Genomic DNA, 23,916 nt, shown 5'->3' on the forward strand with positions numbered 1-23,916 from the left:
TGTACGTTCCACGCCCTGAATTTCATAACGATACGGTAAAGGTGACCAGATTTTGAGACCTGTGAATCGACGAGGCCCCCGGTGCGCTGCGGCACCGGGGGCCTCGCCGTTGGACCGCTGCGCGGCCGGCGGAGAGTCGGGGCGTGCTCAGCTCAGCCGGGTCTCGGGGGACTTCGTCAGGCGGGCATCCTGCTCGGCGAGATCCCCGATCACCGCGTCGATCGCGTGCATCGCGGCATCATCCAGGGTGACCCCGGCCGCAGCGACGTTGCCTGCGATCTGTTCCGGCCGAGACGCGCCGACCAGGGCGGAGGCGACGTTCGGGTTCTGCAGCACCCAGGCCACGGCGAGCTGTGCGAGATCCAGCCCGTGGTCTGCCGCGATCGGTTTGAGATTCTGCACCGCGGTGAGGATCTCCTCGTCCATATAGCGCTCGATGAACTTTCCGGCCTCCTTGTCCGAGGCGCGAGAGCCCTCAGGCGCGGGCTGACCCGGCAGGTATTTCCCGGTCAGCACGCCCTGGGCGATGGGGGACCACACGATCTGGGAGATCCCGAGATCCTCGGAGGCCGGCACGACCTCGGGTTCGATGACTCGCCAGAGCATGTTGTACTGCGGCTGATTGCTGATCAGCTGCACGCCCAGGTCCTTGGCCAATGCGTGGCCGGCGCGCAGCTGATCGGCGGTCCACTCGGAGACCCCGATGTAGAGCGCCTTCCCGGCGCGCACCACATCGGCGAAGGCCTGCATGGTCTCCTCCAGCGGCGTCTCATAGTCATAACGGTGTGCCTGATAGAGATCGACGTAGTCGGTGCCCAGCCGGGTCAGTGAGCCGTTGATCGACTCCAGGATGTGCTTGCGAGAGAGTCCGGTGTCGTTGGGGCCCTTGGGGCCGGTGGGGAAGTAGACCTTGGTGAAGATCTCCAGGGATTCCCGGCGCTGACCTGCCAATGCGTCGCCGAGCACCTGCTCTGCCACGGTGTTGGCATAGACGTCAGCGGTGTCGAAGGTGGTGATTCCGGCGTCGAGGGCGGCGTGGACGCAGCTGGTCGCGACCTCGTTCTCGATCTGGGAGCCGTGGGTCAACCAGTTTCCATAGGTGATCTCTGAGATCTTCAAGCCTGAATGTCCGAGATATCTGAATTCCATCACTTGACCCTAGCGCCGTCTGCTCTGCCGGGCCATAGGTTTGGCCAAGAGTTCACCGAGACGCTCTGACCAGGCGATCCAAGGCTTCCTGCATATGTTCCTCGATCTCGCGCACCAGCCCTGCGTCATCTCCGGAGGCGATGGCCTCGACGATGCGGGAATGTTCTGCGACCTGATCCTCCGGGTCGAAATAGGTGCCCTGCAGCGCCGTCATGCACATCCTGGTCTCCACCATCAGGGTCTCGTGGACTCGGTGGAGCCGCGGGCTGCCCGCGAGGCTCACCAGCTCCTCATGGAAGGCGAAGTCTGCATCTGCCAGCGCCTGCAGGTCCCCGGAGGCGGCGGCTGCGGACATCGCGGCCGCGCGGGCTCGCAGTCTCGCGGCACCTTCACCCGCTGACTCCCCGTGGGCCACTGCCCGGGCCGCGGCAGTCTCGATCGCGGTGCGGGTGAGGTAGAGGTCGCGGATCTCGGTCTCGTCGAGCTCCTTCACGAAGAGCCCCCGGTTGAGCTCGCTGCGCACCAGCCCCTCCTGGACCAGCCGCTGCATGGCCTCGCGCAGCGGGCCGCGGCTCACGCCGAACTCGGCGGCCAGCGTGGCTTCAGAGAGCTGGGCGCCCGCGGGCAGCGCGCCGCGCATGATGCCCTCGCGCAGCTGGCGGGTGATCAGCGAGGAGGTGGATTCGCGGGGGACGGGCTGGAAGCCTGATGCAGAACTCATGGCATCTCCGGATTGTTGACAATCTTCACAGGTATTCATAGCATAGCCGCACCTGGCGAGGGAAGCTCAGCAGCGGGGGACAGCCCCGGCCGGGCAGCCATCATGAGCCAGAGAGGGGCAGGTGGATATGACAACAGCACGACCGATCATCACCGTTCTGTGTCCGCGAGCCGATCCCGGGGCAGCGCCAGCAGCCGATCAGCCTGCCGAGCTGCACCGACCTGAGCTGCATCTGCCCGAAGGGCTGGAGTCCCTGCAGGCGCGCGCAGAGCTGCGCTACACCGACGCCGATGGGCTTGGGGCCGCGATCGAAGGCGCCCAGGTGCTCTTCCTCTGGGACTTCTTCTCCCCCGCGGTGCAGCAGGCCTGGCCCCGGGCGGGTGCCCTGGAATGGATCCATGTGGCCGCCGCGGGGGTGGACGCCCTGATGTTCGACGAGCTCAGCGGCTCTGAGGTGGCCGTGACCAACGCGCAGGGCATCTTTGACCGTCCGATCGCGGAGTACGTGCTGGCCGCGATCTTCGCCCACGCCAAAGACTTCGCGGCAAGCCAGCGTCACCAGCAGCAGGCGCAGTGGGTCCACCGCGAGACCCAGAGGGTGCAGGGCACCTCGGCGCTGATCATCGGCACCGGGGCGATCGGGCGCGAGACCGCGCGCCTGCTGCGTGCGGTGGGGATCAACGTCACCGGCGCCGGGCGCACTGCGCGGGAAGAGGACCCCGACTTCGGCACTGTGGTGCAGAGTGCACAGCTTCCGCAGCACATCGACGGCTTCGACCACATCATCAATGCCGCACCGCTCACCGCGCAGACGACCGGGCTGATCGGGGCGGAGTCGCTGGCAGCGGTGCGCCCCGGCGCGCACCTGATCAATATCGGGCGCGGTGAATCGGTGGACGAGACGGCGCTTCTCGAGGCGCTGCAGACCGGGAACCTGGCGCGCGCCACCCTCGACGTCTTCGCCCAGGAGCCGCTGCCAGAAGACTCCCCGCTCTGGGCGATGGACTCGGTGACCATCTCCGCGCACATGTCAGGAGACGTGCACGGCTGGCGTGCGGCGCTGGCGGAACAGTTCCGGGACAACGCCGAGCGCTGGCTCGACGGGCAGGAGCTGAAGAACCTCGTGGACACTGCCAAGGGATACGTCCCCCGGCACTGAGCGCAGCCCAGCACCGCCGAGTCCTGCCGGACACCCCGCCCGCCGACCACCGATCGATCCCACCCATAAGCCGCACCAGATGAGTCCTAGGACTCCAGATCCAGAGGAGGGGCGCATGACGCACCTTGCCGACCTGACCGCCGTCGAACTGCTCGCGGGGTACCGCTCGGGTGACTTCACCCCGGTGGACGCCACCGAGGCGGCCCTGGAACGGATCGAGCAGCGCGACCCCGCGGTGAACGCGTTCGTGCTGGTGGACCGGGATGCTGCGCTGGACTCCGCTCGAGCCTCCGCGCGGCGCTGGGCCTCAGGACAGACCCTCGGTCCCGGAGACGGGGTGCCGACCTCGATCAAGGACATCTTCCCGACCGTGGGCTGGCCCACCCTGCGCGGCAGCCGGCTGATCGATGAAGCCGGGCCCTGGGACTTCGACGCGCCCTGCGTGGCGCGGCTGCGTGAGACCGGTGCGGTGCTGCTGGGCAAGACCACCACGCCGGAGTTCGCGTGGAAGGGCACCACCGACTCGGGGCGCTTCGGTGCGACCACCAACCCCTGGGACCCGGCGCTGACCGCCGGCGGATCCTCCGGAGGTGCGGCCGCCGCAGTAGGCGCCGGGATGGGCCCCTGGGCGGTGGGCACCGACGGCGGCGGCTCGGTCCGGATCCCGGCGTCGTTCACCGGCACGGTGGCGATCAAGGCCACCTACGGCACCGTGCCGATGTACCCGGCCAGCCCCTTCGGGACTCTTGCCCACGCCGGGCCGATGGCGCGCACGGTCACCGACACCGCCCTGCTGCTCGATGTGATCGCCGGCTTCGATGCCCGGGACTGGTCCGCCCTGCCCTCACAGACCCGACCATTCTCCGCCGACCTCACGGAACTAGAGGTCGACGGCGGCTCGCTGGCCGGGGTGCGGATCGGGTATTCCCCGACCCTGGGATTCGGCAGCAACGCCCCGGAGGTCGAGGCCCGGGTTGAGGAGGCGGTAGCCGTGCTGGCCTCGCTCGGCGCCCAGGTCGAGAAGGTGGACCCCGACATCACGGACCCGGTGGAGGCCTTCCACGTGCTCTGGTTCACCGGAGCCGCGAAGGTCCTGGAGGCCTACGGCCCCGGCGCGCTGGAGAAGGTGGATCCAGGGCTGCGGGCCGGAATCGAGCAGTACGCCGACGCCTCGGCGCTGGACTACCTCACCGCCACCGGGGTGCGCATGGACATGGGTGTGCGGATGGGAGCCTTCCATCAGAAGTACGACCTGCTGGTGACCCCCACCATGCCGATCCCAGCCTTCGATGCGAGCCGGCAGGCTCCGGCGGGCTGGCGCTCGGACCTGTGGACCAGCTGGACCCCGTACACCTACCCGTTCAACATGACCCAACAGCCTGCCGTCTCGGTCCCCTGCGGACTGACCGCCGCCGGGCTGCCGGTGGGCCTGCAGATCGTCGCCGCCCGGACCCGGGACCGCTCGGTGCTCCGCGCCGCACGGGCCTACGAGCTGGCCAGCGGGGAGAGGTTCAGCGCACCGGTGGCGCCTGCGGCACGTGTCGAGCCGGCCGGCGAAGCTGCGCGATAGCCACCCCGGTCAGGGTCACTGCGCCGCCGATGATCCCCAGCAGCGGCGGAACCTCGCCGAGGGTGAGCCATGACATGACCACGACGACGGCGGGCACCGCCAGGGTGCATGCGGCCACCTTGCCGGTGGGGAAGTGGTTCATCGCGTAGCCCCAGAACCAGAAGCCCAGAGCGGTGGGCCCGATCCCCATGTACACCGCGCCGAGGATCACCGGGGTCGAGGTCGTCTGCAGCTGGTCCCAGGTGGCGCCGAGGAAGGGAAGCAGGGCGATGGTCCCAGCGGCGCAGGCCAGCCAGGTCGCGGTCAGCGGGTCGGTGTGCCGCAGTGCGAGCTTCTGGATCAGCATGCCCCCGGCGTAGAGGAACGCCGCGAGCAGGGCGATGCCCAGCCCGGCCAGCGCCAGCTGGCCGGTGGAGCCCGCCACGGTGATCAGTCCGATCCCGCACAGCGAGACCACCATGCCCGCGAAGAGCCGGGAGGAGAACGACTCCTTGAAGAACACCACCGCGCCGACTCCGACCATCAGGGGGGCCAGGTTCACCACCATCGCGATGGTCCCGGCGTCGATGTAGTGCCCGGCGAGGTTGAAGACCACCGTGTAGAGCGCGAACCAGATGACCCCGAAGAGAGCAGTCAGCCCGAGCGCGGGTCGGCTGGGCGGGTGCAGGTTCCCCCGGCGGACCCAGAGCAGCAGCGCGCTCAGCGTCACCGTGCCGGCGAGCAGCCGCAGCAGGGCGAGCGGGCCGGGGGAGAGCTCCCCCGCGGAGTAGCGGATCAGGACGAAGGAGGAGGCCCACATCAGCACGGTGGCGACGATGGCCGCCACGGGAAGCGCGGGGAGGGTGCGGGCGGCGTTGCGAGTCACGCCATGACTGTACCGCCGGCCCAGGGCCGACTCCCGCACCCGCTTTGCCGAATCCCCGGGCGCGGGCTACCATAGACAGTCGCAAGCCGTGCTGCGCTGTGCACATGCGTGTCCTCTTGGAGCGAGGACCGGGTGGGCCTCAGCGCCGGAAAGCAGCATGGTCGATTGTGAAGCCTGGATTCCAGAGCACCACATCAAGCACCACCGTCCGTTCAGCGTTTCGCTGGACGAATGAGAAGACACTTCGGTTGGATCTCACCCAGCCTGGTCCGTCCTCGCAAGTAACGGTGTCATAGCTGGTGGCGGGACCCAGAATCGGGGACCGCCCGTATACATTCACGTACTTACGCAAGAGGAGTGATCATGGCAGCACGTTGCCAGGTGACCGGAGTGGGGCCGCAGTTCGGCAACTCAATCTCCCACTCGCATCGGCGCACCAAGCGCCGGTTCGACCCGAACATCCAGAAGAAGCGCTACTGGGTTCCCTCGCTGGGACGCAATGTGACGCTGACCTTGTCCGTGAAGGGCATCAAGACCATCGACGTCCGCGGCATCGACGTTGTCGTTGCCGAGCTGATCGAGAAGGGTGAGAAGCTCTAATGGCCAAGGACAAGGACGTACGTCCCATCATCAAGCTGAAGTCGACGGCCGGCACCGGGTTCACCTACGTGACCCGCAAGAACCGCCGCAACAACCCCGACCGCATCGTGCTCAAGAAGTATGACCCGGTCGTTCGCAAGCACGTCGACTTCCGAGAGGAGCGCTGATCATGGCTAAGAAATCCAAGATCGCAAAGAACGAACAGCGCAAGGTCATCGTTGAGCGCTACGCCGAGAAGCGTCTGCAGCTGAAGAAGACCCTGATCGATCCCAATGCCTCGGACGAGGACCGCGAGGCAGCTCGCGTGGGTCTGCAGAAGCTTCCCCGCGATGCTTCCCCGATCCGCGTGCGCAACCGCGACTCCATCGATGGTCGCCCCCGCGGCACCTTCCAGAAGTTCGGCATCTCGCGCATCCGCTTCCGCGACATGGCGCACAACGGTGAGCTTCCCGGCATCACCAAGTCGTCCTGGTGATCAGCCGAGGCTGAATCGAGAACACCTTTTCTAGGGGTGGGTCGCCTTCGGGTGGCCCACCCTTTGAAGTGGTTGTACGATACACACTGTGTTCTAGATTGAACCCCCGGAGCCGCGCACCGAGCGTGTGCGCTCCGCAAAGACCGCCACCCGTGCGGAGGCTGCTGTTCCTCACCCCCTGGAGGAACAGCATCAGTCCTCCCGCGGGTGGTTTTTTCATGCCACCCATCCCAGCGACCAGGCACCGTCTCAGATCCTCGTCTGCGGTGTTCGCGGAGCGGAGAATGCGGCCCTCGGGCCCAGGATCACGCGGTTCTATGCTGGTTCCGCCGGGCCTGCGTGGTAAGTTGCCGTTCTGAAAGCCCCACGCGGCATGACCGGCCCGCCGCCGCAGAAGATCGCGGCAGCGGCACGCATTGAGCAGGTCGTGCCGGGGACTGCCACCGAATAAGTCCAGGAGGACAAACACATGGCACTGAACCGCAGCGAGCTCGTCGCAGCAGTCGCAGAGAAGTCCGGAAACTCCCAGGCCGCCGTCAACGGCGTCCTGGACTCGGTCTTCGAGGTCTTCACCGAGCAGGTGTCCAAGGGCGAGAAGGTCACCATTCCCGGCTGGCTGGCCGTGGAGCGCACCAAGCGCGCCGCCCGCACCGGACGCAACCCGCAGACCGGTGAGACCATCCAGATCCCCGAGGGCTACTCGGTCAAGCTCTCCGCAGGTTCGAAGCTGAAGGCCGCTGCCACCGGCAAGTGAGCCCGCGCCGCCGCGGCGCTCCGCAGACCGGAGAGCCACGGCCCGCCTGAGAACATCGGCCCCTCGCCCGGAGAACGGGTAAGGGGCCGATGTCGTCAGAGCCGGGTCTTCTACACGGCGTAGAATCGTGGCAGGCGCAAACCCTGACGACCCCGCAGGAAGGTGCAGCATCGCCATGACAGCCCCACTATCCCTGAGCACTGCCACAGCTACAGCCTCAGCCACGGCCGCCGCGCCTGCGATGCCAGGGTGGGCCCCGCTGGTCTTCGGGATCGCCAGCCTGCTCGTGCTGGTCCTGGTGATCGTGTTGGCGCGGCGGAAGATGCACGAGTCAGCGCGCTGGCAGCAGTCCACGCGCCCCGAACCCGAGCGCGATGACCCCCAGCAGGGTCCCCCGCCCGGCTCCTCGCAGGATCCCCGCATTGATCCGCCCAGGAACGACGGCGCGTGAGCACCTCCGCCCCCACCCTGACCTCGGGCACCCGTGTCTGGACTGCGCCGCTGCCGCTGACGGCCGCCGCGCTGTGCGCCGGACTGCTGGCCCTGATCGTCACCGGTGTCCTCTCCGGCAGCACCGCGCCCAGCGAGCTCTCCGACCCCGGAGCGCCCACCCGGTGGGGTCTGCCGGTGGCCCGTTTCATCCATCACCTCGCCATGGCCACGGCGATCGCCGCAGTGATCCTGGCCGCCGTGGCGGTGCCCCCGCAGGCAGGTCCTCGGCGGCGCCGGAAGCTTGCCGGTGAGGGTGCCGCTGCCGAGCACCCGCTGTTCACCCGGACCATGCAGATCGCTGGTCTCGCCGGAGTGGTCTGGACCGTGGCAGCGGTGGCGGTGCTGGTGCTGACCTTCTCCTCGCTCTCAGGACTCGCGCTCTCCTCATCGGACTCCTTCGCCGCCGGGTTCTTCGACTACGTGCAGTCCATCCCGACCGGGCAGGCCTGGGCCGCGGTGGTGCTGATCGCCGCGGTCTTCGCCACCTTCGTGACCGCGGTCCGCGCCCCTGCGGGACTGTTCTTCATCGCCGTGCTGGGACTCACCGCCATCGTCCCGATGGCGCTGGTCGGGCATTCGGCCTCCGGCGATGACCACTACGCGGCGGTGAACTCGCTGGGACTGCACCTGCTCGGCGTCGTGATCTGGGTGGGCGGCCTCGTGGTGCTGGCGCTGCTGAGCCCGGCGCTGAGCCGAGATGCAGCCCAGACCCGGGTGTCGGGCGTCGCAGCGCCTGTGACCGAGGCGAGCCCGCGCAGCGCGGAGGCCCCCGCGACCCAGGCGCCTGGTATGACCGAGACGCTGCTGCGGCGCTATTCCACCCTGGCGGGGCTGGCCCTGATCACCGTGGCAGCCTCCGGGGTCATCAACGCAAGCCTGCGCATCGAGACCCTCGAGCAGCTCACCGCCACCAGCTATGGCCTGATGATCTCTGCGAAGCTGCTGGCCACCCTCGCCCTGGCCGGCATCGGCTGGATGCACCGGTCCTGGATCATTCCTCGGCTGGGCAGCGGGGCGCGACCGTCCGGCCTGCTCTTCCAGCTGATCCTCGTGGAGATCGCCATCATGGCGGCTGTGATCGGAATCAGCTCCATCCTCGGGCGCACCGCGCCCCCGGTGCCCGAGGAGCTTCCCCCCGACGCCACCCCGGCGCGGACGCTCACCGGCTACGACCTTCCCCCTGAGCCCACCGGCAGCCTCTGGCTGACCCTGTGGCGCCCGGACTGGCTCTGGGTCGCCGTCGTCGTCTTCCTCGCCGCCTGGTACCTGCTCGCCATGGTGCGGCTGCGTCGGCGCGGAGACTCCTGGCCGGTCCTGCGCGCCGCGAGCTGGCTCTTCGGCCTGCTGGTGCTGCTCTGGGTGACCTCCGGCGGGCCAGCGGTGTACGGGATGGTGCTCTTCTCAGGGCACATGATCCAGCACATGACGCTGACCATGGTGGCGCCGCTGTTCATGGTCATGGGCTCCCCGGTGACCCTGGCGCTGCGCGCACTGGACGTGCGCACCGACGGCACCCGCGGCCCCCGAGAGTGGATCCTCTGGCTGGTGCACTCGCGCTTCTCGAAGGTGATCACGCACCCGATCGTCGCGGCGGTGAACTTCGCCGGGTCGCTGCTGATCTTCTACTACACCCCGGTCTTCGGCCTGGTGCTGGAGTACCACGTGGGCCACGAGCTGATGATCTTCCACTTCCTGGCCACCGGCTACATCTTCGCGCTGGTGCTCATCGGCCAGGACCCCCTGCCGGCGCGGCCCGCGCACCCGATGCGGCTGATCATCCTGCTCGCCACCATGGTCTTCCATGCCTTCCTGGCGGTGGCGATGACCAGCTCGGACCAGCTGATCCAGGCCGCCTGGTTCGGCAACATGGGCCACGACTGGGGCTTCACCGCGCTGGAGGATCAGCGCAGCGGAGGCGAACTGATGTGGGCGCTGGGAGAGATCCCCGCGATCCTGATGTCCTTCGTGGCCGGGGTCATCTGGTCCCGGGACGATAAGCGCGAGACCAAGCGGTTGGACCGCGAGGCCGACCGCACCGGAGACGCCGAGCTCCACGACTACAACGACATGTTCGCCCAGATGGCCGAACGGGATGGACCACGATGAGGCCACCAGGGATCGCGGCAGCGGCATCGGCGTTCGCCGGGGTGCTGTTGCTCACCGCCTGCGGCTCGGACACCGGTGCCACAGCCCCGGAGGATCCCGATCACGCCGGGGTCAGCCCAGGGGAGGCCGCCCCCAATGGCGCGGGTGAGGGCGGGACTGGCGAGGGCGGCACTGGCGAGGGCGGGGCTGTTCTCAGCGCCCCGGAACGGCTGATCGCCGCGGCCCAGGAAGGCGCCGGGCGTGCCTCCAGCTTCGGGTTCAACGAGATGGGATTCGTCTCCGACGAGGTCGCCGACTCCTATCGCGCGCTGCTCCAGGAGAACTCCCTGGCCGGGGAGGACCCCGAGGCGCAGGTGAGCCCGGCCTCCTGCGCGCAGCCGCTGGCCGCCGTCGACTTCTCCCCGCTGCTGCTTGAAGAGGCGGTGCGCGCAGACTACTTCGCCGAGAGCTTCGACGGGGCCGGTTCGATCGAGCTGGCCACCCTTCAGAGCCCGGCGGATGAGCAGCGCGTGGCCGAGCACCGGGAGAACGTGGCGGAGCTGCTTGAATCCTGCCAGGACACCGAGTTCACCCTGGACGGAGTGGACTACGAGCTGCGCATCCAGGAGCCGACGCTGCAGGACCAGGATGAGGTCTCCGCGGAGCAGGTTCAGGACACCGTGGCCTACTCCTGGCGGCGCAGCGGCGGGGATGGAACAACTTTCGCCCAGATCCTGTTCACGCAGGTGGGCAGTGACATCATCATGGTCTCCTTCACCGGCGGGGAGGCGGCAGAATCGGCCGAGTTCACCGCGATCGCGGAGGCCATCGCCGCCGAGGCGTCCGCCGCGCTGGAGACCGAAGAATAGCCAAGCAGAACAGAGGGAGTTCCCGTATGACTGAGACGATTCGCCGCGCCGAGCGGGTGCGCGCATCCGAGCTTCTGGGGCGAGGGTGGCTGAACACCGGCGGCAAGGACGTCTCTTTGGAGGACCTGCGCGGGAAGATCGTGATCCTGGACTTCTGGACCTTCTGCTGCATCAACTGCCTGCACGTGCTCGACGAGCTGCGCCCGCTGGAGCAGCGCTTCAGCGACGTCCTGGTCACCGTGGGCGTGCACTCCCCGAAGTTCGAGCATGAGGCAGACCCGGACGCGCTCGCCGCCGCCGTCGAACGCTACGAGATCGCCCACCCGGTCTTGGACGACCCGAACCTGACCACCTGGCAGGCCTACGCAGCACGCGCCTGGCCGACCCTGGTGGTCCTCGACCCGGAGGGCTACATCGCCGCGCACCTCGCCGGAGAGGGCCACGTGGCCGGACTGACCTCGCTGGTGGAGGAGCTCGTGGCAGAGCACGAGGCCAAGGGAACCCTGCACCGCGGCGACGGGCCCTATGTCCCGCCCGAGCCGGTCTCGCGCACGCTGCGCTTCCCCGGCAAGGCGGTCCCGGTGACTCGTGAGCTCGGTGGATCCGATTCCTCCCACGGGCACTTCCTGGTCTCTGACACCGGCCACCACCGGATCGTGGAGCTCGACACCGACCTGACCACGGTGGTGCGCTCCTGGGGTGGAGGAGAGGACCACGAGAAGGGTCACCGCGACGGCGACCCCGCCTCCGCCCGGTTCAACGAGCCCCAGGGCCTGACCGTGCTCCCGGCCGAGCTGGCGCAGCAGGTCGGCTACGACATCGTGGTCGCCGACACGGTGAACCACCGGCTCCGCGGGATCAACGCCGAGACCGGAGCAGTCACCACGCTGGCCGGCAACGGCGTGCAGCGACTCCTCGACGCCGAGCGCGCCCGCTCCGGAGCGATCGAGTCCGGCAGCCTGGGCACCGAGCCGCTGGAGATCTCGCTGTCCTCTCCCTGGGACGTGCTGTGGTCGGCGACCCTGGGCCGGGTGGTCATCGCGATGGCCGGCACCCACCAGATCTTCACCTTCGACCCCGCCACCGGGGAGCTCTCGATCTTCGCCGGCACCGGCCTGGAGGGGCTGCTCGACGGCTCCGCCGAGGCCGCATGGTTCGCGCAGACCTCCGGGCTCACCGAGGACGCCGACGGGGATATCTGGATCGCCGATTCCGAGACCTCCTCGCTGCGCGTGATCCGCACCGGCGCTGATTCTGACGCTGCGCCGGGCGAGGCGGCGACCCCGGAGGTGGAGACCCTGATCGGCGAGGGCCTCTTCGACTTCGGCTTCCGCGACGGAGCCCCGGAGCAGGCCCGGCTGCAGCATCCGCTGGGCGTGACCGCGCTGCCCGACGGCTCTGTGCTGCTGGCCGATACCTATAACGGTGCGATCCGGCGCTACCGCGGTGGGCACCTTGCTGCGGACGGCACCACCGTCGCGGCCAGCGTCTCCACCGTGGCGCGCGGACTGAAGGAACCCTCAGATGTCCTGCTCGACGCCGACGGCACCAACCTGCTCGTCGTGGAGACCAACGCCCATGAGCTGGTGCGCATCGCGGTGCCCCAGGAGTACCTCACCGTGGATGAGGGCGCCACGCAGAGCCAGCGACCGACCACGGCGGTGTCTCCGGGCGAGTTCTCCCTGGCCATCGGCTTCTCCGCCCCCACTGGGCAGAAGCTCGACGACCGGTGGGGCGACCCCACCCAGCTCAAGGTCTCCTCCTCCCCGGAGAACCTGCTCCTGGACGGTGCGGGGAACTCCGAGGGGCTGCGCCGCACGCTGCAGCTGAACCCTGAGGTCACCGAGGGGGTGCTGCACATCACCGCGCGCGCCGCCGCCTGCGACGGCGCCGAGGGCGAAGAGATCCCGATGCACGCCGCCTGCCATCTCTACCAGCAGGACTGGGGCATCCCGGTCCGGCTGGAAGCCGGCGCCCAGGATGAGCTGACCCTGGACCTGCGCGGAGTCCGATGACCGGGGCGCTCCCGCAGCGACACCGGCGTTGATAGGCTCAGAGGAGAACCCAAGTTTCTGCGAGAGGGCGGATGAACCATGACCACGATGGTCGTTGTTGCGAGCAAGCACGGGTCCACCGCGGAGATCGGCGAGCATATCGCCGCCACGTTGAAGGCCCGCGGCGTCTCCGCGCATGTCAAAGAGGTCTCCGAGGCCGGGAAGTGGCTCTTCGAGACCGATAACGTGGTCCTGGGCGTGCCGGTCTACCGGCAGAAGCTGTGGGGTCCGGGGATGATGTTCCTCGACGCCAACCGCACCGAGCTCGGCGGCAAGCCGCTGTTCCTCTTCGCCTCCGGGGGCGGGCCCAGCCTCGCGCCCGAGCTGGCCGAGACCCTGCGCAGCTACCCGCACCGCGAGGTCGCCTACTTCCGGGGTGCGATCGATGCCGAGAAGCTCAGCTTCTTCGAGAAGCTGCAGCTCAAGGTGGTCAAGGCGCCGGAGAATGCCGACTACCGTGACTGGCCGGGGATCGAGGACTGGTCACAGTCGTTGATCGCCTACGGCCTGAGCTGAGCTGATCCGTTGTTCCTGCGTCACCGATGATCGAGTTCGATCAGGTCACCAAGAGCTACACCCAGCGCGGCGCCCCGCGGGGCAGGTCCGTGAACGCCCTGGACAAGGTCAGTCTCAGCATCGGTGAGTCAGAGATCTTCGGGGTGGTCGGTGAGTCCGGGTCGGGCAAGTCCACCCTGCTGCGTCTGGTCAACGCCTTGGAGATGCCCACCTCCGGTGCTGTCACCGTCAACGGGGTCAACCTCGCGGCCCTGCGGCCGCGCGCCCGCCGGGCCCAACGGCGCCGGATCGGGATGGTCTTCCAGCAGTTCAACCTGCTGGCGAACAAGACCGTGGCGGCCAACGTCGCGCTGCCGCTGAGCCTGCACCGATCCCGCGGCGGCTTCCGCAGCCGCGCCGCCGAAGCGCAGGTCCCGCCCTCGCGCACGCAGGACCGCGCCCGCGAGATGCTGGACTTCGTGAACCTGGGCGGGCATGCCGAGAAGCACCCCGCCCAGCTCAGCGGCGGTGAGAAGCAACGGGTGGCGATCGCGCGAGCCCTGGTCAACGAACCCGACATCCTGCTCTGCGACGAGCCGACCTCCGCGCTGGACGGTCAGCACACCGACGAGGTCATCGCGACCCTGCTGCGGGTGCGCGCCGAGATGGGGACCTCGATCCTCCTGGTCAGCCATGAGCTCGAAGTGATCCGGGGCACCTGTGACCGGGCCGCGATCCTGGAGTCCGGGCGGCTGACCGGGATCGCGGAGATCGCCGGGCTGGGTGCGCGCGAGACGTACGACAGCTACTCGGAGCGGGCCCGCGCCTACCTCGAGGGGGACCAGGAGTGAACGAGCTGGCCCGGCGGCTGGGCGAGTACCAGGATGAGATCATCACCTCGATCCTGGAGACCGCGGCGATGCTCGGCTGGTCCCTGCTCGCTGCGGTGCTGGTCGGACTGCCCATGGGGACCGGGATGTACCTGGCCCGCCGCGGCGGCCCGAAGGAGCGCGGCTGGGTCTACGCCGGGCTCAACGGCTTCGTCAACGTGGTCCGCTCGGTGCCGTTCCTGCTCTTCGTGGTGGCGCTGATCCCGTTCACCCGCTGGGCGGTGGGAACCTCCTTCGGGACCACCGCGGCCGCGGTCCCGCTCTCCTTCGTGGCGGTCGCGCTCTACGCCCGCTGGGTGGAGCAGACCCTGGTGGACATCCCCCGGGACACTGTGGAGCTGGCTGACTCCCTGGGCGCGAACACCTTCCAGCTGGTCACCCGGTTCCTCTACCCCGAGGCGCGCTCCGGGCTGGTGCTCTCGATGACCACGGTGACCATCTCGATGATCTCCTACTCCACCATCATGGGGGTCGTGGGCGGCGGCGGCGTCGGCGACTTCGCGATCCGCTACGGCTACCAGCGCTATGAGTACGACATCATGTACGTGACCATCGCGCTGATCGTGGTGATCGTGATGCTGATCCAGGCATCCGGCACTCGACTCTCCATGGCGCTGGACCACCGGTCCCGCTGAGCCGTGACAGGTGCTGCAGGCCAGTCCGGCGCGGTGATGCCGGGCTGGCATAACTGAGCCGTCGGCGTCGTTGACACCACTGGGCCCGGTCCGGGTCCGTCCCTTCCGAACGAGGAGCATCTTGACTGCCCAACTGCAGAACCGTCCTGTCCGTGCGCTCAGCGGGGCCGCCGTCGTCCTCGCCCTGTTCGCCACCGCCGCCTGCTCCTCAGGCGAGTCCGGGGCCGAGGGTGATGACACGGTGATCCAGGTCGCCTCGCACACCACGCCGATGACCGATGTGGTCGAGGCCGCCGCCGAGGTGGCGCAGGAGGACGGCTACACCATCGAGCTGGTCGAGGTCAGCGACAACGTCCAGTACAACCGGCTGCTCGCCGACGGCGAGGTCGACGCGAACTTCGCCCAGCATGAGCCGTATATGCAGGCCTATAACGCAGAGCACGACGCCGAGCTCAGCGTCGTCGCCCCGATCTACAACGCCCGAGTCGGCTTCTACTCGCGGGACTACGATTCGCTGGAGGAGATCCCCGACGGCGCCCAGATCGCGCTGCCCAACGACGAGTCCAACGAGGGTCGCGCGCTGGCGATCCTGGCCGATCAGGGGCTGATCACCCTGACCGAGGGTGTCGGCTTCGAGGGGACCCTCGATGACGTCGAGGAGAACCCCAAGGACCTGGAATGGGTCCAGGTGGACCTGCTGAACCTGACCTCGGCCTATGACGAGGACGGCATCGCCGCGGTCTTCAACTACCCGACCTACATCTCCAGCCTCGGGCTGACCCCGGAGGATGCGATCGCAGTGGAGGAGAACATCGACGAGCGCTTCGCGATCTCGCTGGTGGCCCGCGAGGGTGACCTCGACTCGGAGCAGATCGAGGCCCTCGAGCGCGCCATGACCAGCGATGAGGTCCGGGACTTCCTGGTCGAAGAACATGACGAGACCCTGATGCCGGCCTTCTGAGCTGCGGCGCCGGCCCGGTCGGCCCCGCCGCTCAGTGGGCGGGGTGACCGGGCCGCCGGCTCGGATCCGCCTTCTCCCAGGCCTCGACGGGGCCCGGGACGACGCGCAGCAACGGGTGCGCCGCCGGGGTCAGGGTCGCGTACTCAGGCAGCCCGCCCAGCGCCTGGTGATTCTGCTGCGCCTTCTCCGGGGAGCGAGTGACCAGCTTGGCGCTGAGGTGTTCCCATTCCAGGAGCAGCTGACCCGAGGTCACCGGTATCGGCTCCGGTGCGATGCTGCTGTGAATCTTGCCCGCGTCGAAGCGGTAGCCGCGCGCCCGCGCCTCCTCTAGCACCCCGTTGAGGTAGCCGCCGACGGCGCTCATGGGATCGGCCTGGGCGCGGAAACGCACCAGCTGCGGATGGCTGGTGTAGCCCTTAGTCCGTCCCAGCAGCACCGCCTGGGCCAGCAGGGTCTCCCGCCAGCAGGCCACCAGCCCTTGCCGGTCGAGGTAGCGGGGGTTCAGACTCCAGATGCGCATCCGTCCAGGTTAACCGGCCCCCGCGACGTCTGGCGTAACAGAGCACCCGGTTTCGAGCAGCGCGAATGATACCGTTCTTTGCCTGTCCATGACCTGACCATTACGTGCCGGTCCCACCGACGCTTCACCCTAGGGGCACCACCTATGACCACACGCCTGCTCTCGACTCTCGCCCTCTCCGCCGCCGCGGCGCTGACGCTGTCCTCCTGCGGCGGCGATGACGCGGGGCAGGATGATGCCTCGTCGGAGGAGTCGGCCTCAGGCCTGACCCTGGAGCAGGTTCAGGACGCCGGGGTGCTCACCATCGGCACCGAAGGGACCTACCGTCCATTCAGCTTCCACGAGGGCGGCGCCGGTGAGCTCACCGGCTACGACGTGGAGATCGTCACTGCGGTGGCCGAGGAGCTCGGCGTGGAGGCCGAGTTCGAGGAGACGCAGTGGGACGCGATGTTCGCCGGCCTGGAGTCCGCGCGCTTCGACGTGATCGCCAACCAGGTCTCGATCACCGAGGACCGCCAGGAGAGCTACCTGTTCTCGGAGCCCTACACCGTCTCCAACGGCGTGATCGTCACCCTGGCCGAGAATGAGGAGATCACCAGCTTCGAGGACCTCGACGGCGCCACCACCGCGCAGTCGCTGACCTCGAACTGGAACGAGCTGGCCCAGGAGTCCGGCGCCGACGTCGAAGCCGTCGAAGGCTGGGCGCAGTCAGTGACCCTGCTGGAGCAGGGCCGGGTGGACGCCACCATCAATGACAAGCTCACCTACCTGGACTACCAGGAGACCGAGGGCAACGAGAACATCAAGATCGCCGCCGAGACCGAGGACCAGTCGCAGTCAGCGCTGACCTTCCGGCAGGGCAGCGAGTCCCTGGTCGAGGCAGTCGATGAGGCGCTGGCCACCCTGGCCGAGGACGGCACGCTCACCGAGATCTCCGAGAAGTACTTCGGCGCCGACGTCACGCAATGATGGAGCTGCCCGACATCAACTGGCAGCTGGCGATCGACTCGTTCTGGCCGCTGCTGCGCGGCGGGCTGACCGGGACCATCCCGCTGACCCTGGCCAGCTTCAGCCTCGGACTGGCGCTCGCCCTGGTGCTGGCGCTGATGCGGATCGGCGGGAACAGGCTGCTCTCCGGGATTGCCCGGGTCTACATCTCGATCATCCGGGGCACTCCGCTGCTGGTGCAGCTGTTCGTGATCTTCTATGGGCTGCCCTCGATCGGTCTCACCATCGACCCCTGGCCCAGTGCGGTGGTCGCGTTCTCGATGAACGTCGGCGGCTACGCCGCAGAGGTCATCCGGGCGGCCATCCTCTCGGTCCCCAAGGGCCAGTGGGAGGCCGGCTACACGATCGGAATGTCCCGGAACCAGACGCTGCGCCGTCTGATCCTGCCGCAGGCGGCCCGGGTCTCGGTGCCGCCGCTGTCGAACACCTTCATCTCCCTGGTCAAGGACACCTCGCTGGCCTCGCTGATCCTGGTCACCGAGATGTTCCGGGTGGCTCAGGAGATCGCCGCCTTCAGCCAGGAGTTCATGCTGATCTATGTGGAGGCCGCCATGATCTACTGGGTCTTCTGCCTCGTGCTCTCCACCGTGCAGGACCGCCTGGAGCGCAGATTGGATCGCTATGTCGCCCACTGAACCTTCACGCACCGACCCGCTGCTGCGGGTGGCCGGACTGAACAAGTCCTTCGGGGACAACGAGGTGCTGCGCTCCATCGATCTGAGCGTGGAGACCGGGAAGGTGCTCGCGCTGATCGGGCCCTCCGGCTCCGGCAAGACCACCGTGCTGCGCTGCCTCAACGGCCTGGAACAGCCCGACGCCGGGACCGTGAAGTTCGCCGGGGGCCCCGCCGTGAGCTTCACCGAGAAGACCACGCGCCGGGAGAAGGAGTCGCTGCGCACCCGCTCGGCGATGGTCTTCCAGGGATACAACCTCTTCCCGCACAAGACCGTGCTGCAGAACGTCACCGAAGGGCCGATCCAGGTCCAGAAGCGACCCAAGGCTGAGGCCATCGCCGAGGCCGAACGCCTGCTCGAGCGGGTAGGCCTTGCCGAGAAGCGCGACGACTACCCGCATCAGCTCTCCGGGGGACAGCAGCAACGGGTGGGCATCGTCCGGGCCCTGGCCCAGCAGCCCTCGCTGCTGCTCTTCGACGAGCCGACCTCCGCGCTGGACCCCGAGCTGGTCGGCGATGTGCTCACCGTGATCAAGGAGCTCGCCGAGGAAGGCTGGACGATGGTCCTGGTGACCCACGAGCTCGCCTTCGCCCGCGAGGTCGCCGACACGGTGGCCTTCATGGACGGCGGGGTCGTCGTGGAGCAGGGGCCCGCCCAGGAGGTGCTGCGCACGCCGAAGCAGGAGCGGACCCGGTCCTTCGTGCACCGGCTGCTCAACCCGTTCTGAACGGGGCCGACCACCCGCCGCGGCTGAGCGGGCAGACGGGGCTGACCAGGACGACCCTTGACCGGGCAGCCGGCCCGGCGCAGACTTGGCCGCATGAAGATCACAGCACACACCGTCGTCTTCGACGCCGCGGACCTGGAGGCTGAGAGCAGCTTCTGGGCGAAGCTGCTCGGCGGAGAGGTGCGCGCCGAGTCTGACTGGCACACCGTCCTCGTCGAGGGCGCGGCCCCGGTCGCGGTGCAGCTGGCTCCGGAGCATCAGCCGCCGCAGTGGCCCGAGGGTCGGCCGCAGCAGATCCACCTGGACCTCGACGTGGAGGACATCACGGCTGCCCACACCGAGGTCGTGCAGCTCGGGGCGCAGGTGCTGCAGATGGCCACGGGGACCCAGCGCTTCAACGTCTACGCCGACCCCGCCGGGCATCCGTTCTGTCTCTGCTGGGACTGACCGGGACTGAATGGGACTGAGCCCAGCGGCCGCGCAGCTTCTCCGCAGGGCCCCTGTTCGAGTCCGGCGAGCTGTGGCAGGCTGAGCCCATGAGCGCCATCGAGAACTCGACCCTGGCCATCGTCGGAGCCGGAAGCGTGGGCACCGCCACCGCCTATGCGGCCATGATCCGCGGCTCCGCCCGGCATGTGCGCCTCTATGACATCGACGCCGCCCGGGTGGAGGCGGAGGTCCTCGACCTCGCCCACGGCAGTCAGTTCACCGGTGCCTCGGACATCGACGGCGGCGCGGACCTGCGGCACGTGGAAGGCGCCGACGTCGTCGTGATCACCGCCGGGGCGAAGCAGCACCCCGGCCAGACCCGGCTGGATCTGGCCGGCACCAATGTGGAGATCCTGCGCGGCATGCTTCCCCAGCTGCTGGAGCGCGCCCCCGACGCGGTGTTCCTGCTGGTCACCAATCCCTGCGACGTGCTCACCGTGGCCGCGCAGCAGATCACCGGACTGCCCAGTTCCCGGGTGTTCTCCTCAGGGACCGTGCTGGACACCGCTCGGCTGCGCTGGAAGCTGGCGCAGCGCGCCGGTGTGGCGCAGTCCAGCGTGCACGCCCACATCGTGGGTGAGCACGGCGACACCGAGTTTCCGCTCTGGTCAGCGGCCAGCATCGGGGTGACCCCGCTGCTTCAGTGGGAGCGCGAGGGCCTGAGGGTCTTCGACCACGAGGAGCTGGAGTCCCTCGCAGACCAGGTGCGCAACGCGGCGTACCAGGTGATCGCCGGCAAAGGGGCCACCAACTACGCGATCGGTCTCTCCGCCGTCAGGATCGTGGAGGCGGTGTTGGGTGACGAGCACGCGATCCTTCCCGTGAGCAGCGTGCTCGACGGGTTCCTCGGCATCCACGGGGTGGCGCTGTCCATCCCGACCGTGGTCTCCGCCCGCGGGGTGCAGCCGGTGACGAGCACCCCCTTCGCGGAGAATGAGGCCCAGGCGCTGCGCGAGTCCGCCCGCGCACTGGAACGCGTGCAGGCCTCGCTGGGACTCTGAGCGGCGGGTCTGAGCTGCGGGTCTGAGCGGCGGGTCTGGGCTGAGGTTCTCAGCAGGGGCTCCGGACCGGGTGCTAGCGTGTCGCTCCAGGTCGGCGCGTCGGGAGCCGGCTGCACACCAGTAAAGTGGTGGCATTATGACCCGATTCCGGACCTTCGTGGGGGCGCTGCTCTACCACTCCAGCGGCAAGACCTTCGCCCTCATCCAGCAGCTCACCTTCGTCGCGGTGCTCGCGACGCCGGTGCTGATGCTGCTGATCTTCGAGCCGGAGACCTCCTCGGTCCTCGGGGCGGCGCTGGGGCTCGGCGTGCTGTTCGCGGCGACCCTCGCGGTCGTGCTGGCTCCACGCAGCGGAGTCCCTCGGGTGTTGGAATGGCTGGTGCCGGTGGCCGGCATCGTCGCCTGCGGGATCTGCCGCTATGCCACCTACCCCGAGGGTGCCGTGATCTCCACGCTGAGCCTGGTGCCCTCGCTGTGGCTGGTGGTGGGCTTCCGGCAACGCGGGGCCGCAGTGGCGGTGCTGATGGTGGTCCTGTCGATCAGCATCCCTTCGTTCTTCGTCATCGAAGAGACGATGAACTTCTCCACCGTCTCCCGGTTCCTGGTGTTCCCGGTCGCACTCGCGCTGATGTCATTCGCCGTGATCGGGATCTTGCAGACCCTTGAGGCCAAGACAATCCATGCCAGGCAGTCGCTGTTGAGCGAGCGCCGCTCGCTCGCCCAGTTCGAGCGCACCGATCGGCTGCTGCGTGGAGTCTTGGAGAACCTCAACGTCGGGGTGCTCGTGATGGACGCTGATGGCAACGACGTGATGACCAACCGGGCGCAGCGCGAGATCCACAGCCTGGCCTCACCGGAGACCAACCCGGACCGGACCGAGGCCGGTCACCTGGTGTTCTACACCGATGGCAGCTCGATCCCTGCCGCGAGCCGGCCGGCGGCGCGGGCCAACCGGGGCGAGGAGTTCGACAACCTTGAATTCCTGGTCGGGGCACCGGGGCCGACGCAGCGGGTCATCTCGGTCACCGCCCGCGCGGTCTGGGCGGAACAGGGCGACCGTGATGCCTCCTTCCTGATCTTCCGCGACGTGACCGAGCAGCACAACCTGCTTCGCGCCCAGCAGGAGGTGATCGCCGCGGTCTCCCATGAGATGCGCACCCCGCTGACCTCCATCGTCGGGTTCACCGACTTCACCGAGGACGCCATGCTGGACCTCGAGGATTCCCCCGCCCGGGTCGCCGCTCTGGATCAGCTCTCCGTGATCCGCCGCAATGCGGAGAAGCTGAGCAAACTGGTGGAGGACCTGCTGCTGGAGCAGCAGGCGGCGGTGGGCCGGCTGACCCTGGATCTGGAACCGGTCAGCGTGACTCGGCTGGTCACCGATTGTGTGGAGGGGCTCCAGCCGCTGGCCGCGCAGCGGGAGATCTCGCTGAGCCTGAGCATCGATCACTGTGCCGAGGTGGTCGCCGACTCTCTGCGGGTCTCCCAGGTCCTGGACAACCTGGTGGGCAACGCCTTGAAGTACACCCACACCGGTGGCCGGGTCACCGTGAGCGTGGGTCCTGCCGGGGACGGCGGGGACGGCGTCGTCGTCCAGGTCGCCGATGACGGCCCGGGCATGACGCAGAAGGAGGCGAGCCAGGTGTTCACCCCGTTCTACCGGGCCCGTTCGGCGCGTCAGTCCGCCACGGCAGGGGCCGGTCTCGGTCTGGCCCTGTCCCAGTCCATCGTGGAGGCCCACGGCGGCACCATCAGCGTGCGTGCCTCACCGGGGGAGGGCGCCCGGTTCAGCTTCACCCTGAGCAATCACATCACCGACCGTCCACAGCGGACCCGAGCCTGAACAGGACGATCTATGAGTGCCGACCCTGCCACCGACGCCGCGCCGCAGCGGAATCGTCGCGTCCCCGCCCTGGCGGTTCTGTGCTGCATCCTCTACGGGGCGCTCGCCGCCTCGGTCTTCTGCTTCTCCGGAGCCTTCGGCCAGTTCGGGACCAACCCGTGGCGCGACGCGGCCCTGGTCATCGTCACGATCATCTCCTCGCTGGCGCTGAGCTATATCAGCCTGCTGGTCTACACCTACCTGTTCCGGGCGCGGAACACCCCGGGTGACGCCTCCGCCCTGACCTGGCATGTGATGATCCCGTGCCGGGATGAGGAGAGCGTGATCGCCGAGACGGTCTCTGCGGCCCGGACCACCTTCCCGCAGCTCCATGTCTGGGTCATCGACGACGACAGCGAGGACTCGACGGCCTCGATCGTGCGCAAGCTGCAGGACTTCGACGACAAGGTCCACCTGATCTCCCGCCGTCGGCCCAATGCCAGGACAGGCAAGGGCCACGCGCTCAACGCCGCGTACCAGGTGATCTCCGCGGCCGCGGGGGAGGACCGGGAACAGCGCCACCGCACGGTCATCGGGGTCCTCGACGCCGACGGGTTCCTCTCCGGCAACGCGCTGGACCTGCTGGCCGGACCGGACTCCTTCGGCGACGACATGGTGGGGGCGGTGCAGCTGGAGGTATGGATGAAGAACCGCGGAGACCGGCGACCGCGTCCGCTCTCGGGCGGGCTGAAGAACCTGCTCGGAAAGCTGCTGATCCGCATGCAGGACATCGAGTTCCGCACCTCGAACTCTGCGATGCAGATGCTGCGGATCCAGACCGGCACGGTCGGGATGGGCGGCAACGGGCAGTTCACCCGACTCTCGGTGCTCGATGATCTCGATGCCGACTACGGTCAGCCCTGGGGCAAGAAGCTCAGCGAGGACTATGAGCTGGGGCTGAACATCATCACCCGGGGCCACCGCACGCACTATGTTCCCGAAGCCCATGTCTCTCAGGAGGCGCTGCCGTTCACCCGCCGGCTGCTCACCCAGCGCACCCGCTGGGCGCAGGGCAACCTGGAGTGCGCCGAGATCCTCCCCGGGCTGCGCCGCAGCGGAAACCTGCGACGGGCCGGCTGGGCGGAGATCCACTACTTCATGGGACAGCCCTGGCTGCTGATGATCAATCTGCTGCTTGGACCGCTGCTGCTGGTGCTCGCGGTGATCGAGGGACGGATCGGCTTCGCCTCCGGGGAGCCCATGGAATGGGTGGTGCTGCTGGCGGCGGTGTTCATCATCCTGCCGTACTTCCTCTGGGGGATCCTCTATAAATATGTCTGCCGCGAGGACATCAGCCTGCTCAGCGGGATGTTCTTCGGAGCGGGGTACCTGTTTTACGTGTACCTGACCTACCTCTACTACCCACGAGCAATGACCCGGATGGCCACCGGCCGCAACTCCTGGGCGAAGACCGCCCGGAACGCCGACGGCCTGCTCGGGATCCCCGCCGCGGGCCCGGGTCCCGCGCTGCTGCAGCTTCCGCTGCTGGAGGCCGACATCATCACCAGCCTGGCCGAGGAGCTCGACGGCGCCGAGGACTACGCCCGCGAGCTGGTGAGCACCTTCGGCCTGATCTGGCCGCGACGCTTCGCGAACCTGCGCCTGGCCGTCGCCGCAGAGGACCACACCGCCACCGCCGATGCACTGGCCAGCATCCGGGTCTCCTCAGAGATGCTCGGGGCCGAACGACTGGCCCAGACCGCGCGGGACCTCGGGGCGCACCTGGGAGACTCGGACTACCAGGCGCTGCGCCGCGAGCTGCCGCTGGTCGCCTCGGTCGGAGAAGAGACCGTCGAGGTGATCCGGGAACGCTTCATCGCGGCATGAGCCGACCGGTGAGA

General features: G+C 68.4%; 25 protein-coding genes. 21 read left to right on the forward strand and 4 right to left on the reverse strand.

The features are described 5' to 3' along the window. Positions 1-147: 147 nt before the first annotated feature. Both HNR11_RS06595 and HNR11_RS06600 read right to left on the reverse strand, forming a co-directional pair. On the reverse strand, positions 148-1,149 hold the full coding sequence (locus HNR11_RS06595) for an aldo/keto reductase family protein (protein WP_179441636.1): 1,002 nt from the start codon (positions 1,147-1,149) through the stop codon (positions 148-150). Between the two features lie 52 nt (positions 1,150-1,201). Further along, positions 1,202-1,870 carry a GntR family transcriptional regulator gene (locus tag HNR11_RS06600; protein WP_179441637.1) on the reverse strand — a complete coding sequence of 223 codons (669 nt, stop codon included), beginning with the start codon at positions 1,868-1,870 and terminating at the stop codon, positions 1,202-1,204. Positions 1,871-1,997: 127 nt separating this feature from the next. On the opposite strand from HNR11_RS06600, the gene HNR11_RS06605 reads away from it, so the two are divergent. Both HNR11_RS06605 and HNR11_RS06610 read left to right on the forward strand, forming a co-directional pair. Then, complete coding sequence (locus HNR11_RS06605) at positions 1,998-3,029, forward strand: D-2-hydroxyacid dehydrogenase (RefSeq protein WP_179441638.1); 1,032 nt, start codon at positions 1,998-2,000, stop codon at positions 3,027-3,029. Positions 3,030-3,144: 115 nt separating this feature from the next. Further along, positions 3,145-4,599, forward strand: a complete 1,455-nt coding sequence (locus HNR11_RS06610) for an amidase (RefSeq protein WP_179441639.1) — start codon at positions 3,145-3,147, stop codon at positions 4,597-4,599. Here the strand turns inward: HNR11_RS06610 and HNR11_RS06615 are convergent. After that, complete coding sequence (locus HNR11_RS06615) at positions 4,541-5,464, reverse strand: EamA family transporter (RefSeq protein WP_179441640.1); 924 nt, start codon at positions 5,462-5,464, stop codon at positions 4,541-4,543. The two genes, HNR11_RS06610 and HNR11_RS06615, sit on opposite strands and share 59 nt — an antisense overlap. A gap of 363 nt (positions 5,465-5,827) precedes the next feature. Between HNR11_RS06615 and rpmB the strand changes: the two genes are divergently transcribed. From rpmB to HNR11_RS06675, 12 genes are all read left to right on the forward strand, one after another. After that, positions 5,828-6,064: a 50S ribosomal protein L28 gene (gene rpmB, locus HNR11_RS06620; RefSeq protein ID WP_036474464.1), complete on the forward strand. Its 237-nt coding sequence runs from the start codon at positions 5,828-5,830 to the stop codon at positions 6,062-6,064. Beyond that, the gene (gene rpmG, locus HNR11_RS06625; RefSeq protein ID WP_022872124.1) at positions 6,064-6,231 is read left to right on the forward strand and encodes a 50S ribosomal protein L33; all 168 of its coding nucleotides are present in this window, start codon (positions 6,064-6,066) and stop codon (positions 6,229-6,231) included. Before rpmB ends, rpmG begins: the two co-directional genes overlap by 1 nt. A 2-nt stretch (positions 6,232-6,233) precedes the next feature. Further along, positions 6,234-6,539, forward strand: a complete 306-nt coding sequence (rpsN, locus tag HNR11_RS06630; protein WP_179441641.1) for a 30S ribosomal protein S14 — start codon at positions 6,234-6,236, stop codon at positions 6,537-6,539. 469 nt (positions 6,540-7,008) lie between these two features. Continuing rightward, a complete protein-coding gene (locus HNR11_RS06635) occupies positions 7,009-7,293 on the forward strand; it encodes an HU family DNA-binding protein (RefSeq protein WP_036474622.1) in 285 nt (94 codons plus the stop codon). Positions 7,294-7,468: 175 nt separating this feature from the next. Further along, on the forward strand, positions 7,469-7,744 hold the full coding sequence (locus tag HNR11_RS06640; RefSeq protein ID WP_179441642.1) for a hypothetical protein: 276 nt from the start codon (positions 7,469-7,471) through the stop codon (positions 7,742-7,744). Then, entirely contained in the window at positions 7,741-9,891 is a 2,151-nt protein-coding gene (locus HNR11_RS06645; protein ID WP_179441643.1) for a cytochrome c oxidase assembly protein, read from the forward strand. Before HNR11_RS06640 ends, HNR11_RS06645 begins: the two co-directional genes overlap by 4 nt. Beyond that, positions 9,888-10,739: a hypothetical protein gene (locus HNR11_RS06650; protein ID WP_179441644.1), complete on the forward strand. Its 852-nt coding sequence runs from the start codon at positions 9,888-9,890 to the stop codon at positions 10,737-10,739. Before HNR11_RS06645 ends, HNR11_RS06650 begins: the two co-directional genes overlap by 4 nt. 26 nt (positions 10,740-10,765) lie before the next feature. Continuing rightward, positions 10,766-12,754: an NHL domain-containing thioredoxin family protein gene (locus tag HNR11_RS06655; RefSeq protein ID WP_179441645.1), complete on the forward strand. Its 1,989-nt coding sequence runs from the start codon at positions 10,766-10,768 to the stop codon at positions 12,752-12,754. A gap of 78 nt (positions 12,755-12,832) precedes the next feature. Then, positions 12,833-13,309, forward strand: coding sequence for a flavodoxin domain-containing protein (locus HNR11_RS06660; protein WP_058888272.1), 477 nt, complete (start codon positions 12,833-12,835; stop codon positions 13,307-13,309). Between the two features lie 26 nt (positions 13,310-13,335). Continuing rightward, positions 13,336-14,139: a methionine ABC transporter ATP-binding protein gene (locus HNR11_RS06665; protein WP_179441646.1), complete on the forward strand. Its 804-nt coding sequence runs from the start codon at positions 13,336-13,338 to the stop codon at positions 14,137-14,139. Continuing rightward, positions 14,136-14,813 carry a methionine ABC transporter permease gene (locus tag HNR11_RS06670; RefSeq protein WP_343050605.1) on the forward strand — a complete coding sequence of 226 codons (678 nt, stop codon included), beginning with the start codon at positions 14,136-14,138 and terminating at the stop codon, positions 14,811-14,813. Before HNR11_RS06665 ends, HNR11_RS06670 begins: the two co-directional genes overlap by 4 nt. 121 nt (positions 14,814-14,934) lie before the next feature. Continuing rightward, positions 14,935-15,774, forward strand: coding sequence for a MetQ/NlpA family ABC transporter substrate-binding protein (locus HNR11_RS06675; RefSeq protein ID WP_246310341.1), 840 nt, complete (start codon positions 14,935-14,937; stop codon positions 15,772-15,774). 31 nt (positions 15,775-15,805) lie between these two features. On the opposite strand, the gene HNR11_RS06680 is transcribed toward HNR11_RS06675, so the two are convergent. After that, a complete protein-coding gene (locus HNR11_RS06680; protein ID WP_179441647.1) occupies positions 15,806-16,294 on the reverse strand; it encodes a pyrimidine dimer DNA glycosylase/endonuclease V in 489 nt (162 codons plus the stop codon). 144 nt (positions 16,295-16,438) lie between these two features. Here HNR11_RS06680 and HNR11_RS06685 point away from each other — a divergent pair, with 144 nt between their 5' ends. From HNR11_RS06685 to HNR11_RS06715, 7 genes are all read left to right on the forward strand, one after another. Next, the gene (locus HNR11_RS06685; RefSeq protein ID WP_179441648.1) at positions 16,439-17,263 is read left to right on the forward strand and encodes an amino acid ABC transporter substrate-binding protein; all 825 of its coding nucleotides are present in this window, start codon (positions 16,439-16,441) and stop codon (positions 17,261-17,263) included. Between the two features lie 14 nt (positions 17,264-17,277). Next, positions 17,278-17,937, forward strand: a complete 660-nt coding sequence (locus HNR11_RS06690) for an amino acid ABC transporter permease (protein WP_343050692.1) — start codon at positions 17,278-17,280, stop codon at positions 17,935-17,937. Beyond that, on the forward strand, positions 17,924-18,703 hold the full coding sequence (locus HNR11_RS06695; RefSeq protein WP_281366234.1) for an amino acid ABC transporter ATP-binding protein: 780 nt from the start codon (positions 17,924-17,926) through the stop codon (positions 18,701-18,703). Before HNR11_RS06690 ends, HNR11_RS06695 begins: the two co-directional genes overlap by 14 nt. A gap of 93 nt (positions 18,704-18,796) precedes the next feature. Then, positions 18,797-19,150 carry a VOC family protein gene (locus HNR11_RS06700; RefSeq protein WP_179441650.1) on the forward strand — a complete coding sequence of 118 codons (354 nt, stop codon included), beginning with the start codon at positions 18,797-18,799 and terminating at the stop codon, positions 19,148-19,150. An 89-nt stretch (positions 19,151-19,239) separates the two neighbouring features. Then, positions 19,240-20,193 (forward strand): L-lactate dehydrogenase, encoded by a 954-nt coding sequence (locus tag HNR11_RS06705; RefSeq protein WP_179441651.1) that lies wholly within the window; start codon positions 19,240-19,242, stop codon positions 20,191-20,193. A gap of 136 nt (positions 20,194-20,329) precedes the next feature. Beyond that, complete coding sequence (locus tag HNR11_RS06710) at positions 20,330-22,036, forward strand: sensor histidine kinase (protein ID WP_179441652.1); 1,707 nt, start codon at positions 20,330-20,332, stop codon at positions 22,034-22,036. Positions 22,037-22,048: 12 nt separating this feature from the next. Next, on the forward strand, positions 22,049-23,902 hold the full coding sequence (locus tag HNR11_RS06715) for an XrtP-associated glycosyltransferase (RefSeq protein WP_179441653.1): 1,854 nt from the start codon (positions 22,049-22,051) through the stop codon (positions 23,900-23,902). Positions 23,903-23,916: the final 14 nt, after the last annotated feature.

It is taken from the genome of Nesterenkonia sandarakina (assembly GCF_013410215.1).
GTDB lineage: Bacteria > Actinomycetota > Actinomycetes > Actinomycetales > Micrococcaceae > Nesterenkonia > Nesterenkonia sandarakina.